Below are 15,357 nucleotides of genomic sequence, written 5' to 3' on the forward strand. Positions count from 1 at the left end.
GTCTCTATCTTTTATACACCATAAGGAGGAAAAATTCATTATGAAACTCAAGAAGATTGCTTCTCTGGCGCTGGCCGGCATCATGGCCGTCAGCATGCTGGCTGGCTGCAAGGACGGCACCACCGAAGATGGTGGCGCTTCTTCTCAGCCCGAAACACCGGTTGTTTCCAATGCCGCTGAATATGCAAACTATATGCTTTCTGGCCCTGAGAAGAACATTTTTACTTTTAGCTCGAATTCGGATTTGGATGCTAAACTGAAGAAGGTAGTCGAAAAGGTAGATCTCATTGGCGATACATTGATTGAGAACGCTTATAAGACTAATTATGTGGTTGGAGAAACTGCAGGGTCTAACATTCCTCAGAAGGTTGGGCCTGAGCTGGATAAAGAATTCAGTAACAAAGTTTTCGTTACCACCGGATTTAATACTGTTCCTTCTGTTAGTGGGGATCGGATTGCGATTGATACTTATGCGGTTTCTGGTAAATTGAGTGAAGAAGATGCTGTGAAGTCCATTGTGAAGACTTGGGCTGGTACTTCCATTAATACAACCACCTATCCTTCCAGTGTTAGTGGCTACGACTGCGATTATAAGGCTGAAATCAGTGCTGTAAATGTGGCAAGTCGTCAGCATCCCGACCAGAGCGTATGGGTTGTTGCCATTATGGTTACGCAGACTTCTGTCCAGTCCTGAAATTCACTTTACTTATAACACCCCCGGGGCACCATACCGGGAGATGATATAAGGGGCGCACAGGTGCCAGAGACCACCTGCACGCTCGGGTAAAACACCCATCCGATGTGGCGGCAAAGAGGAATAGAACCAATATTCCTTCTGTTGTTGATCGCACCAAAACAAAAGAACTTTTGCGTCACGAAAGATAGGGTCCCTTTGCGAGGGCTGGCTTGAGAAAGCCGGCCCCCGCATTGTTTTTGCGCGCCGCGGCGCGTCAGGGAAAATCGTACCGCACCAGGGCGCAGTTGCCGATGCCGAACAGGGCAAATTCCTCGTTGGTCATCGGGTGGAAATAGGATCGCACCACCCGGGCAATGCCGTTGTGCGCCACCAGCAGGGCGGTGCCGTCCTGGGCGGCCAGGTCGTCCAGCAGGCCGTAGATCCGGGCGGCCAGCTGCAGCATGCTTTCGCCGCCCTCAAAGCGGTCGCAGAAATGCAGTTTGGCCAGCGTGAAGGCGGGCCCGTTGCGGGGCGTGCCCTCGTATTTGCCGAAGGCCTGTTCCCGCAGGCGGGGCTCCACGGTCAGGGGCAGGCCGGTCTCGGCGGCAATGATTTGGGCGGTCTCGTGGGCGCGGGAGAGCGGCGAGCAGAGGATATGGGTGATGCCGTGGCCGTCGTCGGCCAGCTGCCGGCCCAGGGCGCGGGCCTGGCTGCGTCCAAGGTCGGTGAGGGGACTGTCGGTGACGCCGCAGATCTTGTTTTCCACATTCCAGACCGTCTGGCCGTGGCGGGTGAAATAAACGGTATGCATGAGAGTACCTCCTGAAACATAAAAAGCCCGGAGGGGCTGCCTCCGGGCGGGTGCATGATGCAGCGTTACGGACGAATGGAGATCCAGACGTTGCCGGTGGTGGTGGAGATGGTGCAGGCCCCGGCCGTGGGGTCGGAGTCGGGCACCTGTACGCGGCCATGGGTGCTGGTCACAGAGAAATTCTTGGCGGACAGCAGAGAGCCTTCGATCTCCCCGCTGGTGGTGGACAGGGTGAGGCTGGCGGCATCCGACCGCTCAAGGCTGATCTCACCCGATACGGTGGAGATCTCCACCGCGCCGGCAGCCGTGCTCCGCTCCAGGTCCACGTCACCGCTGGTGGATTCCACGCTCAGGCTCTGCACATAGGAATCGTTCAATTCCACGTCGCCGCTGGTGGTCACGGCCTGCACCGCGCCGGCGGTGGGGCAGCGCAGCTCGATGTCGCCGCTGGTGGTGTTGCACACGACGTTGCCGCTGACAGAGGAATACAGTTCCACATCGCCGCTGACGGTGGTGAAATTGGCCGCTGAGAAGGCCAGCCGGCTCGCCGTCTGGACATCGCCGCTCATGGTGGAGACGCTCAGGGCACCGTAGTCCCCGGCCGGCAGATAGAGGATCAGCTCGGGGTCGCTGTCGTGGAAGAACAGCCGGTCGCCGGTGCTGTCGGGCTCAGGCCGGGAGATGGACAGGACGCCATTGGCGACCGAGACCGTGTGGGTGACCGACTCGGCATCCCGGGTGGTGACGCTGACCGTGCCGTCCCGGGAGGGGCGCAGATAAATGTCCTCGTAGTAGCCGGTGATGGAAATATCGGTAAATGTGCCGGTGACCGGATAGTTTTTGGTCACCAGGGGCGTCCAGTCCTGCCGTGCGGCCTCGGCGGTCAGGCCGGTGCGCAGGAGGGTCAGCCCGCCCACGGCCACGACAGCCAGTGCGGACAAAAGCAGGGAGGAAAAACGGCGTTTCATAAACGAACTCCTTTCTTATAAAAAGTGTTGTATGCAGCCGCGCCGAGCGCGTCCTGCGGACGATGTAGCGAAGGCGCGGCTGGCGCCGCAAAAATCGGCTAAGCGCAAGAGTTGCAGCGCTCATGCGCATTGCACCTGGCGCTTTTTGGCGAATATCTCAGCATTTTTGATTTCTCAGATACACCCTAGTGAGGCTGGGCGGCCCAGCCGGCTTCGATCGCACGGATGCGCTGGTAGAAGAAATCGTTGGCGGGGGTGGGCAGGCCGTGCTTTTGGGAAAGCCGCCGGACGGTGCCCGCAAACTCCTCCACCTCGGTGGGGCGGCGGGCCTGGATGTCCTGGCCCATGCTGGGACGGTTGTCGGGCTTGAAGGAGGGGATGGCCCCGGCCAGCCAGACCACATCGTCGTCGGGGGGCAGGGGAACGCCCTCGGCGTTGGCCAGCCGGATCACCTCCTGCATGGCCTGCAGCATTTTGGCCCGCTGGGGGGTGTCTTTGGCCAGGTCCCCGTAGGTCATGCCGAAGGCGGCAGAGGCCTGGTTCAGCCCCACGTTGATCATCAGCTTGTGCCACTGCTTGTAGAGGATGTCGGTGCAGGGCTCACCGGCGATGCCGCAGGCGGCAAAGTATTGGGCCACCGCCGCCACCCGCGGGGTGATGCGGCCATCCCGCTCCCCAAACTGGATGCGCCCCGGCGCCTTGAACACCAGATCCCGGCCCACGCGGTTGGCGTCCATCCCAATGGCCACGCTCCAGAGGGTGTGGCCGGGGTAGGCTGCCTCCAGCCGTTCCTCACTGGTGATGCCGTTGAGCAGGCTGAGGATGACGGTGTGAGGCCCCACAAAGGGGGCGATGTCCCGGATGGCCTGCTCCAGGCCGGTGGCCTTGACGGTCACCAGCACCAGGTCGGCCGGCTGGCCCTGGCTGGGGCTGCAATAGGAAAAGGGGCAGGGCTGGCCGTTGCAGGTGGCGGGATGAGCGGTGTAGCGGGCGGCCCGCTGGGAGTCGGCGATGACCTGCACCCCCGGCATCTTCGGCCCAAACAGGATACCCAAAGCGCCCAGCCCGATCAGGGCGCTGGTGCGGATGGGCCGAACCAGCTGCAAAGAGCCGTCCTGCCGGAGGACGGTGCAGCCCTCCTGGATGGACTGGGCGGTCAGTGCCTGGTCGGGCACTTCCACCACCAGGGAGGCCCCATCCGGCCCCCGCAGGGTGACGCTGCACAGGACGGGTGCGCCCTCGGGCAGTTCCTCACAGCCGTAGTCGCCCTCCGCGATCTGTTCCACCCGATACAGTTCCATGCCAGGCCCTCCTTTGGGATGATCGTTCAATAACTGGAATATACTTCCATTATAGCGGCTGGCCGGGCCGACGTCAATGTGTCGCGGTCACAAAACCCATCTTCCCGGTGAGAAAAATGCAGCCGCCTTTTTGGGACAGTTGCATAGAACCAAAAAACCGCCCCCAAAGATGAGAACAGCTCACTCCCGCCCCCTGCACCCAAAGCTAGAATATGCGAACTAAAGAAAATAAAGAAAAAATGGAAAATTTTGAAATTGGGTCTTGACACCGGGGGGGGTATGTTATGATAGGCACACAAAGGAAAGGACCTTCCTTTGAACCTGTTTTGGGTCTCTATCTTTTATACACCATAAGGAGGAAAAATTCATTATGAAACTCAAGAAGATTGCTTCTCTGGCGCTGGCCGGCATCATGGCCGTCAGCATGCTGGCTGGCTGCGATGGCTCTTCTTCCAGCAAACCTACCGAGCCTGATGTCAACCCCGTTGATTCGTCTCTTGCTAACTATGTTAATAGCGAACTGGATGCGAAGTATACCAATATTTTGAAGCTGAGCGCAGATTCTACACTTGACTCTGCTCTGAGCAAAGCAGCGGCGATGATCGATGAAAATGAACTCAAAGCTACTTCTACAGATTGGATTACAAAGGGGAGTGCTATTCAGAACTCGTTTATTGAAATGGTGAAGGCAGATACTTGCGATTTCGATGATTTTGCGAATACCACAAAGGATACTGTTGTAGCAGATCTTATTATTGTGCCTGGCAACTTTACTGAAGATGGCATGAAGGATCAGGTTGTCACCATGATGAAGGGTATCATTAATACCCGCAACATGCCCACTGATGGGACTTCTGGCGGCAAGACTTATAACTACACCTACAATGGCAGTATTGCAGTTGTAAAGGTGGAAAGCAACAGTGGCGAGTATTCTGCTTACGTGGTTGGTTTGGTTGTTGATCAGACTGTCAAGGAAGTTGTCACTGGTGGTGTGTAATTAAATCAGTATGAACTTTACTTATAACACCCCCGGGGCACCATACCGGGAGATGATATAAGGGGCGTGCGGGTGCCAGAGACCACCTGCGCGCTCGGGTAAAACACCCATCCGATGTGGCGGCAAAGAGGAATAGAACCATATTCCTTCTGTTGTTGATCGCACCAAAACAAAAGAACTTTTGCGTCACGAAAGATAGGGTCCCTCTGCGGGGGCTGGCCATACGGCCGGCCCCCGCATTGTTTTGTGTGCGGGCGCGGGGACAAAAAAGGGCTGCCCGCATCCAAAGACGGGGCAGCCCGGGAAGATCAGAAATTGCGGCCGTTCCAGCCCCAGTCGCTGACGGGGTGGTAGGTGACATAGACGGCTTTGGGGGGTATATCCAGCTGTTCGGACAGGATGCGGCAGACAAGGGCGGTCATCCGGTTGTAGTCGGAAGCCGAGGCGGAGCCGTAAAGGCTGACGGCTACAAAGGCCCCCTTGTCCAGCTTCTGGCCGCCCAGCCACAGCTCGCTGTTGTCCTGGATGGAGACCATCAGGTAAGTCTCGGTCTTGTGCAGGGCGGTGATGGCCTGTCCAAAGGCGGTTTTGAGGGCTTCCCGCTGCTGGGGGTCAGTGGGAACGGTGGTGCGCAGGTCGATGAATGGCATGATGGTTTCCTCCTTTTATAATGGGTAATGGGTGTCCCTGGCGCCGGGGCGTCAGCCTTCCAGCGCGTCCAGGGCCGCCAGCACATCGGCGGCGTTGGTGTCGGGCTTGACCTTGGGCATGGCCTTGAGGATGACGCCGTCCTCCCCGATCAGGTAGGTGGAACGCACCGTCCCCATGCTGACCTTGCCATATTGCTTTTTCTCTTTCCAGACGTCGTACAGCTCCAGCACGGCGTGGTCGGGGTCGGACAGCAGGATAAAGGGGAGCTGGTGCTTGGCGGCGAACCGCTGGTGGGAAGCCTGGGTGTCTTTGCTGACCCCGATCACCACCACGCCCCTCTGGCGGAAGGTGTCGTAGGCGGCGGCAAAGGCGCAGGCCTGGCGGGTGCAGCCGGGGGTGTTGTCCCGGGGGTAGAAGTAGAGAACCACCTTCTGCCCGCGGAAGTCGGACAGCTTCACCGGGCGGCCCTCTGCGTCGGGCAGGGTGAAGTCGGGTGCGATGGTATGTTCAGAGAGCATAACGGTTTTCCTCCTTGCTTTGATGCTTTCAGGATACCATATCCGGCGTCCGGGCGCAACCCTCTTGACGGCGCTTGCCCGGCGCGCTATACTGTCCCGGGCAGGCTGCGCGGGATGGGCGGCCGCCCTGGCAAAAGGAGCGTATCGCAAGGAGGATCGTGTATGGCTTCTGGGGAAAAGAATCTGACCGAAGGCCCGCTGGCGCGGCAGATCCTGATATTCAGCCTGCCGCTGGTTTGTTCCAACCTGCTGCAGGCGCTGTTCAATATGTCGGACATCGCGGTGGTGGGCCGGTTCGCCGGCTCCCAGGCCCTGGGGTCGGTGGGCTCCACCACCATCTTTGTCACCCTGATGACCGGTTTCCTGATCGGTCTGGGCGGCGGCGTCAACGTGCTGGTGGCGCGGTTCTACGGCGCCGAACAGCCCAGGGACGTGGAAAAATCGGTCCATTCGTCCCTTCTGGTCTGCATTGCGGCGGGTATTTTGCTGCTGGTGATCGGCGTGGCCTTTTCACCGGCCCTGATGCGGCTGCTGGGCACCAAGCCCGACCTGATCGACGGAGCCATCCTCTATCTGCGGATCTACTTTTTGGGTATGCCCGCCATGGCCATCTATAACTTTGGCAACGGCGTGTTCAGCGCGGTGGGCAATACCCGCAAGCCCCTGGTCTATCTGACCATCGCGGGCATCCTGAACATCCTCCTCAACCTGTTTTTTGTCATCGTCTGCCGGATGAGCGTGGCGGGCGTGGCCCTGGCCAGCATCCTGACCCAGTATCTGTCCGCCTTCCTGATCCTGCGGGCCCTGACCCGGGTGGAGGGCTGCTACGGCCTGCGGCGGGAAAAGCTGCATCTTGACCCCGCCATGACCCGCAGCATCCTGGGCCTGGGCGTGCCGGCGGGCTGCCAGAACGCCATTTTCGCTCTGGCAAACCTGTTCATTCAGGCCAGCATCAACACCTTTGATACGGTGGTGGTCCGGGGCAACTCGGCGGCGGCCAACGCCGACCCTCTGGTATACGATGTGATGGCAGCATTCTACACCGCCTGCGCCAGCTTTATGAGCCAGAACTTCGGCGCGGGCAAGCGGGCCCGGGTCAAGCGCAGCTACTTCATCTCGCTGGGCTATTCCTTTGGGATCGGCGCGGTGATGGGTCTGTCCCTGGTGTTCTTTGGCCAGACGTTCCTGGCCCTGTTCACCACCGAACAGGCGGTGGCCGACGCGGGGATGCAGCGCCTGGTGATCATGGGGCTGTGCTATCCCATCTCGGCCTTTATGGATTGCACCATCGCCGCCTCCCGCGGCCTGGGCCGCACCATTGTGCCCACCTTCATCGTGATCATGGGCTCCTGCGTGTTCCGGGTGGTATGGGTCTATACCGTCTTTGCCTATTTCGGCACCCTGCAGTCCCTCTATTTGCTGTTCGTCTGTTCCTGGACCGTGACGGCCATCGCCGAGATCATCTACTTTGTCCGGATCTACAAGCAGCAGATGAGCATTTACGACAAGGCCGCATGAACCCGCCTTCCGCCCTGCATCGGCCGTTTTTGGGGGCCTCCTCTTGACAATCCCGTCGCCGCGATTTATGATAGTGAAGTAAAATCGAGACGGGGAGGGGAGGGCCGCGGCCTGCGGCTGTACTGCACATGGAAAAAGATCTTACCACCGGAAGCGTATTCCAAAACATCGTCAGCTTTTCGCTGCCCTATCTGCTGGCCTACTTTTTGCAGACCCTGTATGGGATGGCGGATCTGTTCATTACGGGGCAGTTCAGCGGCACGGCGGATATCACGGCGGTATCCATCGGCAGCCAGGTGATGCATATGCTCACGGTGATGATCGTGGGCCTGGCCATGGGGGCCACCATCTCGATCGGCCGGGCGGTGGGCGCCCAGGAGCGGCGGCGCGCCGCTTTGTCCATCGGCAACAGCGTCACCCTGTTCATGGCCCTGTCGGTGGCCCTGACCGCTCTGCTGCTGGCGCTGGTCCGGCCCATCGTCCAGGCCATGTCCACCCCTGCCGAGGCGGTGGAGGGGACGGTGCAGTACCTGACCATCTGTTTTGTGGGCATCCCCTGCATCACCGCCTACAACATCATCAGCTCCATCTTCCGGGGGCTGGGGGACTCCAAAAGCCCCATGTACTTTGTGGCGGTGGCCTGCGCGGCCAACATCGGTCTGGATTACCTGTTCATCGGCGGGCTGGATATGGGCCCGGCGGGGGCGGCTTTGGGCACGACCTTGTCCCAGGCGCTGAGCGTGGTGGTGTCCCTGGTGTTCATCACCCGCCAAAAGGCGGGCCTGTCCCTCCAAAAGGACTGCTTTCGCCCCCGGCGGGAGGTGCTGGGGCCCATCCTCCGGGTGGGCGTGCCGGTGGCCCTGCAGGATGGGTTCGTGCAGGTGTCCTTCATCCTGATCACCATCATCGCCAACAACCGCGGCCTGAACGATGCGGCAGCGGTGGGCATCGTGGAAAAGGTCATCAGCTTTGTGTTCCTGGTGCCCTCCTCGATGCTGTCCACCGTGTCGGCCCTGGCGGCCCAGAACGTGGGCGCGGGCAAGGACGACCGGGCGGCCCGGACTCTGCGCTATGCCTGTACCCTCTGTCTGGCTTTCGGGCTGGCGGTGGGCGTTGCGGTGCAGTTCGCGGCAGGGGGGATCGTGGCCCTGTTCGACAGCACCCCCGCCGTGGTGACGGCGGGCAGCCAGTACATCCGCAGCTATATCTGGGACTGTATGTTTGCAGGGGTGCATTTCAGCTTCTGCGGCTACTTCTGCGCCTATGGCCGGTCGGGCATCTCGTTTGTCCACAACGCCATTTCCATCGTCCTGGTGCGGATCCCCGGGGCCTATTTCATGAGCCGGCTGTTCCCCGACACCCTGCTGCCCATGGGCTGCGCGGCGGCTGCCGGGTCGCTCTTGTCGGTGCTGGTCTGCGTGGGGGCCCTCGTATGGCTGCGCCGGCGCGGCGCCTTGAAATCTGCGGGTGCAGCGTGAAAAAGTTCACACTTTTCTCATAAACCTATGGTTGACATAGGATGAAAAATATGGTATAGTGAATGTGGTTTGATAGGTAAGGCTCTTACAGGGATATGGGCTGCTGCCGCAAAATGGTGGAGACACCATGCGCAGGTCTGAACAGGATGCGTCGATGACAAGGCGTATCATAATGCAGCTACACCGCCCTGCAAAGCTAAAGCTCAGGCGAACACAGGTCGATTTACGCCCGCTTGTCCTATGGACCGGCGGGCTTTATTTTTTGACAGGAAAGGCAGGTGGGACGCTATGGACCCCAGCAGTAGACCAACGCGGGCAGACCGCAGGCGAACGAGCACAGGCCAGGACAGGTACAGGCGTCCCGGTCCTTTGATGCGCATTTGACGGTTTTGCACAGGCTGCGTCCGGCACAGGACGGCCCTTGCGCAAGACTGGTCCGGGTGCGCGGAAAGGGCCCCGCCTGGGGCCTTGTTTTGGTGCGCGCACGCGCCCGCGATCTGCCGGAAAAGGCGGAAAGCGGGCGCTTTTTTTGCGCCCCTTTCTGGGCGGGGAGACCCCGCCGGCAAGAAAGGAGGAACCACCCATGATGATGAAATGGATCAAAGCGTATGCAGCGGCGCAGAACACGGCTGCAAAACAGTCCGACACCCGGCTGCGGGAGGCCGCAGCCTGCACCGAGGCCCGGCTGCTGGAAAAGCTGGGGACCGGCGCCGGCGGCCTGACCCAGGCCCAGGCCGAGGCGGCCCGGGAGCAGTACGGCCCCAACCAGCTGGTGCGGCCCAAGCGCAAGAGCGGCGCCCGCCGGCTGCTGGAAGCCTTTGCGGACCCCTTCTCCCTGGTGCTGCTGTTGCTGGCGGTGGTGTCGGTGTTCACCGATATCCTCTTTGCGGCCCCGGGCCAGCGCAGCTATATGACGGTGGCCATCATCACGGTGATGGTGGCGGTGTCGGGGGTGCTGCGCTTTGTGCAGGAGACCCGCAGCGGGAATGTGGCGGAGAAGCTCACCGCCATGATCCATACCACCGCCTGCATCGAGCGGGAGGGCCGGCACCAGGAGCTGCCCATGGAGGAGATCGCGGTGGGGGACATCATCCACCTGTCCGCCGGGGACATGATCCCCGCCGACCTGCGGATCCTGAACGCCAAGGACCTGTTCATCAGCCAGTCGGCCCTGACCGGCGAGAGCGAGCCGGTGGAGAAGGCGGCGGCGCCGGTGGAGGAGGCCCTGCCCCTGACCGAGGTGCCCTGCCTGGCCTTCCAGGGCAGCACCGTCATCAGCGGCAGCGCCCGGGCGGTGGCCGTGGCGGTGGGCAGCGGCACCATGTTCGGAGCCATTGCCCGCACCATGAGCGACAAGCCCCCCAAGACGGCTTTTGACAAGGGGATCGGCTCGGTGTCCAAATTGCTGATCCGCTTTATGGCGGTGATGGTGCCGGTGGTGCTGTTCCTGAACGGCTTTACCAAGGGCAACTGGATGGAGGCCGTCCTGTTCGCCATTTCGGTGGCGGTGGGCCTGACCCCTGAGATGCTGCCCATGATCGTCACCACCTCCCTGGCCAAGGGCGCTCTGGCCATGAGCCGGCAGAAGGTCATCATCAAGAACCTCAACGCCATCCAGAACCTGGGCTCGGTGGACATCCTGTGCACCGACAAGACCGGCACCCTGACCCAGGACAAGGTGGTGCTGGAGATGCACCTGAATGTGGACGGCCAGCCCGATGACCGGGTGCTGCGCCATGCCTTTTTGAACAGCTATTTTCAGACCGGGCTCAAGAACCTGATCGACCTGGCCGTGATCGCCAAGCAGGAGGAGCTGGGAGCGGAACCGCTGATGGCGAATTACAGCAAGGTGGACGAGGTGCCCTTCGACTTTGAGCGCCGCCGGATGAGCGTGGTGGTGTCGGACCCCACCGGCAAGACCCAGATGGTCACCAAGGGCGCGGTGGAGGAGATGCTGGACTGCTGCGCCTGGGCGGAGCGGGGCGGCCGGGTGCTGCCCCTGACCCCGGAGCTGCGCCGCTCGGTGCTGGCCCAGGCGGACAGCCTGAACGCCCGGGGGATGCGGGTGATCGCGGTGGCCCAGAAAAGCAATCCCGCCCCCGTGGGCCAGTTCTCGGCCGCGGATGAGCAGGAGATGGTGCTGATCGGCTTCCTGGCTTTCCTGGACCCGCCCAAAAAGACCGTCCCGGCGGCCATCCGGGCGCTGCACAGCTACGGGGTGGAGGTCAAGGTGCTGACCGGCGACAATGAGAAGGTCACCGCCGCCATCTGCGCCCAGGTGGGCCTGCCGGTCAGCCAGGTGCTGCTGGGCGCCGACATCGACGCCATGACCGACCAGGAGCTGGCCCGCCGCGCCGCTGAGGTGTCGGTGTTCGCCAAGCTGTCCCCCGCCCAGAAGGCCCGGATCGTCCGGCTGCTGCGGGAGAACGGCCACTGCGTGGGCTATATGGGGGACGGCATCAACGACGCAGCCGCCCTGCGGGCCGCCGATGTGAGCATCTCGGTGGACACGGCGGTGGACATCGCCAAGGAGTCTGCCTCCATCGTCCTGCTGGACAAGGATCTGATGGTGCTGGAGCAGGGCCTGATCGAGGGCCGCAAGACCTACGCCAATATGATGAAGTACATCAAGATGACGGTGTCCTCCAACTTTGGCAATATGCTGTCGGTGCTGGCGGCCAGCGCCTTCCTGCCCTTCCTGCCCATGACGGCCCTGCAGCTGATCCTGCTCAACCTGGTGTACGATCTGTCCTGCACCGCCATTTCCTGGGACAACGTGGACGAGGAATACTTGCGCAAGCCCTGCCGCTGGGATGCCGGCGGCGTGGCCCGCTTCATGGCCTGGAACGGCCCGGTCAGTTCGCTGTTTGACCTTTTGACCTTTGCGCTGATGTACTTTGTGTTCTGCCCTGCGTCGGCGGGGGGCAAGCTGTATACCCAGCTGACCGATCCGGCCGCCCGGGAGCTCTGGGCCGCCCTGTTCCAGACCGGGTGGTTCGTGGCTTCCATGTGGACCCAGACCCTGGTCATCCACATGGTCCGCACCGCCAAGGTGCCCCTGCTCCAGAGCCGCGCTTCGGCCTCCCTCACCGGGCTGACGCTGGCCGGCATGGCGGTGGTGACGGTGCTGCCCTTCACCCCGCTGGCCGAGGGCCTGGGCCTGACCGCCCTGCCCGTCGGCTACTTTGCCGCCCTGGCGGGGATCGTGGCGGGCTACATCCTACTGGAGAGCCTGGCCAAAAAGCTGTATCTCCGCCGCTACCACAGCTGGCTGTAAAGAGATGGCGGAAAAGGGGAACTTCTGCTATACTGTGTCCAGAACACAGCAAGGAGGCGCTGTATGCAGATCATCGACAAAGATACCTGGCCCCGGCGGGAGGTCTATGACTTTTTTGCAGGGATGTCCCATCCCTTTTATGCGTTGACCTTCCCGGTGGACGTGACGCCCCTGCGGGCCTGGTGCAGGGAACGGGGGCTGTCCTTTTATATGGCCATGGTGTATGGCGTGACCAAAGCCATGGAACGGGTGGACGCCTTCCTTTACAAGGACCGGGGCGGGCAGATCGTCAGGGTGGACCGGCTGGTGCCCAGCTTCACCGACCTGCACCCGGGCAGCGGGCAGTTCCATATCGTCACCCTGGAGGCGGGGGAGGACCTGGAGGACTTCTGCCGGCAGGCCAAGGCCCGCTCGGCCGCCCAGACGGCTTTCATCACCCCCCAGGGCCTCTGGGCCCCCGACGAGCTGGTGTATTTTTCCTGCCTGCCCTGGTTCCCTCTGACCGCTGTGACCAATGAGCGGGACACAGACCCGGCGGACTCCATCCCCCGGGTGACCTGGGGCCGCTGGGAGGAAAAGGAGGGACGCACCCTCTTGTCCGTCAGCCTGGAACTGGACCACCGCCTGCTGGACGGCGCCCATGTGGGCCGCTTTTATGCAGAGCTGGGGAAGTGGATGCAGGCTCTGCCGCTCTAAAAAGTCCCGGCTGGAACAGAAAAGCCCCCGCAGCATAAAGCGCTGCGGGGGCTTTTTGGTTGGTGCGGCCGGGGGGATTCGAACCTCTGGCCTTTGGAGTCGGAGTCCAACGCTCTATCCAGCTGAGCTACGACCGCACATCTGTTTGCCGACAGGGTATCAGCGTCAAGAATTATACCACACTTTTGCCTAAAATGCAAATAGGAATTTTGAACAAAAGTCCCCTTGACAAAAAGGCCCCGGCTGGATATACTTAAATCGTAAGTAGTAAGTGATAAGTAGTAACTGCACTTGCATCATCCGTTCTGCCTGTACAGGAGGGACTTTTTATGAAGGATTTGTCGATCGTACAGAAATATATGGTGTGCACCGTCAATGACAAGGGCGTGTTTCCCTTTGCCAGCGTGGAGGAGCGGACCCTGGGCCTGGTGGCCGGGGCGCTGCTGGAGCTGCAGATGGAGGGCTGCATCGCGGTGGACGGCAAAAAGGTGTCGGCGGCCGGAGCGCTGCCCCAGGACAAGGGGTATTTGAAGCCCCTCTATGATTTCATCCGGGAAAAGCAGTCGGTCAAGCTCTATGTGGTGGTGGACGCCTACAATTTCAGCTGGACCGACAAGCGCATCAACGAGCTGCGGGACGCCGTGGGCGGCTCGCTGGTGCAGCTGGGGGCGGCGTCGGCCTGCAAGGCCGGGCTGCTGGGCAAACAGGCCGGCTACCTGCCGGGGCCCGAGACGGTGCGCTCGGTGGTGGAACAGATGCGGGCCGAGCTGCTGGAGGAAGGCCCCGTCAGCGATGAGACGGCCGTTCTGGTGGCGCTGCTGGAGCGAGTCAAGTGCCTCAAGGCCTATTTCTCCGCTTTCGAGCAGAAGGAGGTCCGGCAGAAGATCGAGGCTCTGGCACAGTCGCCGGAGGGCAAGATGGTCAGGGATATGATGACCTACCTGCAGATCATCATGTATTCCTTCGCGGCCCGGGGCGCCGCGGCGGCGGGGTCGTGAGCGTATGTCCCGTCAGAGAAAGCTGGAGGTCATCCAGCAGGCGGAGTACGTCACCATTGGGGAGCTGGTGCGGCTGACCGACGTGCGGTACAGCACCCTGAAATTCTATACGGAGGAAGGGATGCTGCCCTTTGAACAGGCCGGCGACAACCTGACCCGGCGTTACAAGCGGGAAGCCAGTCTGGACCGGATCGGGCAGATCCGGCAGCTGCGGGCCGAAGGGCACAGCATCCCCGAGATCAAAGAGATCTTGCAGGCTCAATAAAATACGGCGTCCGCAGGGAGGGATCCCCTCCGGCGGGCGCCGTTTTGTGGTGTGGTCAGGGTTTGCGGTTCCGCAGCCAGATGCGGTACAGGCCGTCCGAGACCAGATGTTCGCGGTAGAGGATGGGGGTGCGGCAGGCTTTGCGGAGGGTGACCGGCAGATTGCCGGTGGCATAGAACCGTGTGTCGGGTCCCAGCTCGGCCCGGAAACGCTCGGCCAGGCCGTCCAGCATACAGGCGGTACCGATCAGCAGCCCGCCCTGGAGGCAGGCGGCGGTGTTCTTGCCCAGCACCGAAGGGGGTGCGGGGGCGGTCAGGTCCACCTGGGGCAGCTGGGCCGTGTTCTGTACCAGGCTGGCCATCGAGAGCTGCGGCCCGGGCAGGATGACGCCCCCCACCATTTCCTTTTGGGCGTTGACCCCCATGATGGACAGGGCGGTGTCCGAGAAGATGACGGCCATGGGGGCGGGGCCTTCGGCCATGGCGGCCACCACACCGCACAAAAGCTCAGCCCCCAGCTGGGCGGGCTGGTCCAGGCGCAGCTTGAGGCCGCTTTTCAGTCCGGGGCCCACCGTCATGATCCGCACGCTGGTCAGCATCCGCAGCGCAGAGATCAGCTTGCCGGTAAGGGCGGGCACTACGCTGGCCAGCATCACTCCCTCGATCTGCTGGGGGGAGCTCTGATGCAGGGTGAGCAGATGGATCAGCCGGATGGCGTATTCGTCGGCGGTGGAGGCGGTGCTGGACGACAGCTTGCCCGAAAAGTGCAGAGCGCCTTCCTTATAAGTAGAAATGGTGATATGGGTGTTGCCGATGTTGACGGTCAGGATCATGGCGGGCCTCGCTTTGGCTCTAGATGGAAAAGGATCGATCATCCTTATTGTACGACGCGCCCGGTAAAAGCGCAAGAGAAAAAGATGCGGCAAAAACTTGCAAAAAAGGGTTGACAAAAGTCCCCGGGTGTAGTATTATATTCGAGCGCTCCACGGGGCGCCCACAAAACGCAAAAGAGCTTGCGAAAAGCTTCAAAAAAGAGCTTGACAAGCAAAGACGGATGTGGTAAAATAAACAGGTCGCCAGTCGAGAGACAGAGCGGCGCAGGACCTTGAAAATTGAACAATATCGAATACTTGTAACGGAACCTTTAAAGTGTTGGAAACACTTAAAATTCCAAAAAAGTAATTCACAGGACGCAAGCGATTGC

The 15,357-nt window shown here is 61.1% G+C and carries 14 protein-coding genes, 1 tRNA gene and 1 riboswitch; of the genes, 8 read left to right on the forward strand and 7 right to left on the reverse strand.

Going from position 1 to position 15,357, the window contains the following annotated elements; genetic code table 11:
- Positions 1-40: 40 nt before the first annotated feature.
- The gene (locus tag B5E66_RS12015; protein ID WP_143406996.1) at positions 41-694 is read left to right on the forward strand and encodes a hypothetical protein; all 654 of its coding nucleotides are present in this window, start codon (positions 41-43) and stop codon (positions 692-694) included.
- A gap of 256 nt (positions 695-950) precedes the next feature.
- Here B5E66_RS12015 and B5E66_RS12020 read toward each other — a convergent pair whose 3' ends face one another.
- From B5E66_RS12020 to B5E66_RS12030, 3 genes are all read right to left on the reverse strand, one after another.
- The gene (locus tag B5E66_RS12020; RefSeq protein ID WP_087233502.1) at positions 951-1,487 is read right to left on the reverse strand and encodes a histidine phosphatase family protein; all 537 of its coding nucleotides are present in this window, start codon (positions 1,485-1,487) and stop codon (positions 951-953) included.
- A gap of 65 nt (positions 1,488-1,552) precedes the next feature.
- Positions 1,553-2,455, reverse strand: coding sequence for a DUF4097 family beta strand repeat-containing protein (locus tag B5E66_RS12025; RefSeq protein WP_087233505.1), 903 nt, complete (start codon positions 2,453-2,455; stop codon positions 1,553-1,555).
- Between the two features lie 185 nt (positions 2,456-2,640).
- Entirely contained in the window at positions 2,641-3,756 is a 1,116-nt protein-coding gene (locus B5E66_RS12030) for a ketopantoate reductase family protein (RefSeq protein ID WP_087233507.1), read from the reverse strand.
- 370 nt (positions 3,757-4,126) lie between these two features.
- Here B5E66_RS12030 and B5E66_RS12035 point away from each other — a divergent pair, with 370 nt between their 5' ends.
- Entirely contained in the window at positions 4,127-4,753 is a 627-nt protein-coding gene (locus B5E66_RS12035; protein WP_087233510.1) for a hypothetical protein, read from the forward strand.
- A gap of 308 nt (positions 4,754-5,061) precedes the next feature.
- On the opposite strand, the gene B5E66_RS12040 is transcribed toward B5E66_RS12035, so the two are convergent.
- Together B5E66_RS12040 and B5E66_RS12045 are read right to left on the reverse strand one after the other, a co-directional pair.
- Positions 5,062-5,403, reverse strand: a complete 342-nt coding sequence (locus B5E66_RS12040) for a phenylpyruvate tautomerase MIF-related protein (protein ID WP_087233513.1) — start codon at positions 5,401-5,403, stop codon at positions 5,062-5,064.
- A 51-nt stretch (positions 5,404-5,454) separates the two neighbouring features.
- Positions 5,455-5,922: a peroxiredoxin gene (locus B5E66_RS12045; protein WP_087233516.1), complete on the reverse strand. Its 468-nt coding sequence runs from the start codon at positions 5,920-5,922 to the stop codon at positions 5,455-5,457.
- Between the two features lie 162 nt (positions 5,923-6,084).
- On the opposite strand from B5E66_RS12045, the gene B5E66_RS12050 reads away from it, so the two are divergent.
- The 4 genes from B5E66_RS12050 to B5E66_RS12065 all read left to right on the forward strand — a co-directional run bounded on the left by B5E66_RS12050 (position 6,085) and on the right by B5E66_RS12065 (position 12,891).
- The gene (locus tag B5E66_RS12050; RefSeq protein ID WP_087233519.1) at positions 6,085-7,440 is read left to right on the forward strand and encodes an MATE family efflux transporter; all 1,356 of its coding nucleotides are present in this window, start codon (positions 6,085-6,087) and stop codon (positions 7,438-7,440) included.
- A 128-nt stretch (positions 7,441-7,568) separates the two neighbouring features.
- The gene (locus tag B5E66_RS12055; RefSeq protein WP_087233522.1) at positions 7,569-8,918 is read left to right on the forward strand and encodes an MATE family efflux transporter; all 1,350 of its coding nucleotides are present in this window, start codon (positions 7,569-7,571) and stop codon (positions 8,916-8,918) included.
- 61 nt (positions 8,919-8,979) lie between these two features.
- Positions 8,980-9,143, forward strand: a riboswitch (M-box (ykoK) riboswitch).
- A gap of 361 nt (positions 9,144-9,504) precedes the next feature.
- Positions 9,505-12,195: a magnesium-translocating P-type ATPase gene (gene mgtA, locus B5E66_RS12060; protein ID WP_446718516.1), complete on the forward strand. Its 2,691-nt coding sequence runs from the start codon at positions 9,505-9,507 to the stop codon at positions 12,193-12,195.
- A 63-nt stretch (positions 12,196-12,258) separates the two neighbouring features.
- A complete protein-coding gene (locus tag B5E66_RS12065) occupies positions 12,259-12,891 on the forward strand; it encodes a CatA-like O-acetyltransferase (RefSeq protein WP_087233528.1) in 633 nt (210 codons plus the stop codon).
- Positions 12,892-12,951: 60 nt separating this feature from the next.
- On the opposite strand, the gene B5E66_RS12070 is transcribed toward B5E66_RS12065, so the two are convergent.
- Positions 12,952-13,028, reverse strand: a tRNA-Arg gene (locus B5E66_RS12070).
- 192 nt (positions 13,029-13,220) lie between these two features.
- On the opposite strand from B5E66_RS12070, the gene B5E66_RS12075 reads away from it, so the two are divergent.
- Together B5E66_RS12075 and B5E66_RS12080 are read left to right on the forward strand one after the other, a co-directional pair.
- Positions 13,221-13,889, forward strand: a complete 669-nt coding sequence (locus B5E66_RS12075; RefSeq protein WP_087233531.1) for a GOLPH3/VPS74 family protein — start codon at positions 13,221-13,223, stop codon at positions 13,887-13,889.
- A 4-nt stretch (positions 13,890-13,893) separates the two neighbouring features.
- Positions 13,894-14,154 carry a helix-turn-helix domain-containing protein gene (locus B5E66_RS12080; protein ID WP_087233534.1) on the forward strand — a complete coding sequence of 87 codons (261 nt, stop codon included), beginning with the start codon at positions 13,894-13,896 and terminating at the stop codon, positions 14,152-14,154.
- Between the two features lie 55 nt (positions 14,155-14,209).
- Here B5E66_RS12080 and B5E66_RS12085 read toward each other — a convergent pair whose 3' ends face one another.
- Positions 14,210-14,986, reverse strand: a complete 777-nt coding sequence (locus B5E66_RS12085) for a type III pantothenate kinase (protein WP_087233537.1) — start codon at positions 14,984-14,986, stop codon at positions 14,210-14,212.
- Positions 14,987-15,357 lie beyond the last annotated feature (371 nt).

The organism is Faecalibacterium sp. An121 (genome assembly GCF_002160915.1).
GTDB classification, from domain to species: Bacteria; Bacillota; Clostridia; order Oscillospirales; family Ruminococcaceae; genus Faecalibacterium; species Faecalibacterium avium.

Bases quoted from the DNA above. Each gene is read 5' to 3' on its own strand.
- B5E66_RS12080 (WP_087233534.1), top strand. From the start codon at position 13,894: ATGTCCCGTCAGAGAAAGCTGGAGGTCATCCAGCAGGCGGAGTACGTC.
- B5E66_RS12030 (WP_087233507.1), bottom strand. From the start codon at position 3,756: ATGGAACTGTATCGGGTGGAACAGATCGCGGAGGGCGACTACGGCTGT.
- B5E66_RS12065 (WP_087233528.1), top strand. From the start codon at position 12,259: ATGCAGATCATCGACAAAGATACCTGGCCCCGGCGGGAGGTCTATGAC.
- B5E66_RS12055 (WP_087233522.1), top strand. From the start codon at position 7,569: ATGGAAAAAGATCTTACCACCGGAAGCGTATTCCAAAACATCGTCAGC.
- B5E66_RS12050 (WP_087233519.1), top strand. From the start codon at position 6,085: ATGGCTTCTGGGGAAAAGAATCTGACCGAAGGCCCGCTGGCGCGGCAG.
- B5E66_RS12025 (WP_087233505.1), bottom strand. From the start codon at position 2,455: ATGAAACGCCGTTTTTCCTCCCTGCTTTTGTCCGCACTGGCTGTCGTG.
- B5E66_RS12045 (WP_087233516.1), bottom strand. From the start codon at position 5,922: ATGCTCTCTGAACATACCATCGCACCCGACTTCACCCTGCCCGACGCA.
- B5E66_RS12035 (WP_087233510.1), top strand. From the start codon at position 4,127: ATGAAACTCAAGAAGATTGCTTCTCTGGCGCTGGCCGGCATCATGGCC.
- B5E66_RS12085 (WP_087233537.1), bottom strand. From the start codon at position 14,986: ATGATCCTGACCGTCAACATCGGCAACACCCATATCACCATTTCTACT.
- B5E66_RS12075 (WP_087233531.1), top strand. From the start codon at position 13,221: ATGAAGGATTTGTCGATCGTACAGAAATATATGGTGTGCACCGTCAAT.
- B5E66_RS12040 (WP_087233513.1), bottom strand. From the start codon at position 5,403: ATGCCATTCATCGACCTGCGCACCACCGTTCCCACTGACCCCCAGCAG.
- B5E66_RS12020 (WP_087233502.1), bottom strand. From the start codon at position 1,487: ATGCATACCGTTTATTTCACCCGCCACGGCCAGACGGTCTGGAATGTG.
- mgtA (WP_446718516.1), top strand. From the start codon at position 9,505: ATGATGAAATGGATCAAAGCGTATGCAGCGGCGCAGAACACGGCTGCA.
- B5E66_RS12015 (WP_143406996.1), top strand. From the start codon at position 41: ATGAAACTCAAGAAGATTGCTTCTCTGGCGCTGGCCGGCATCATGGCC.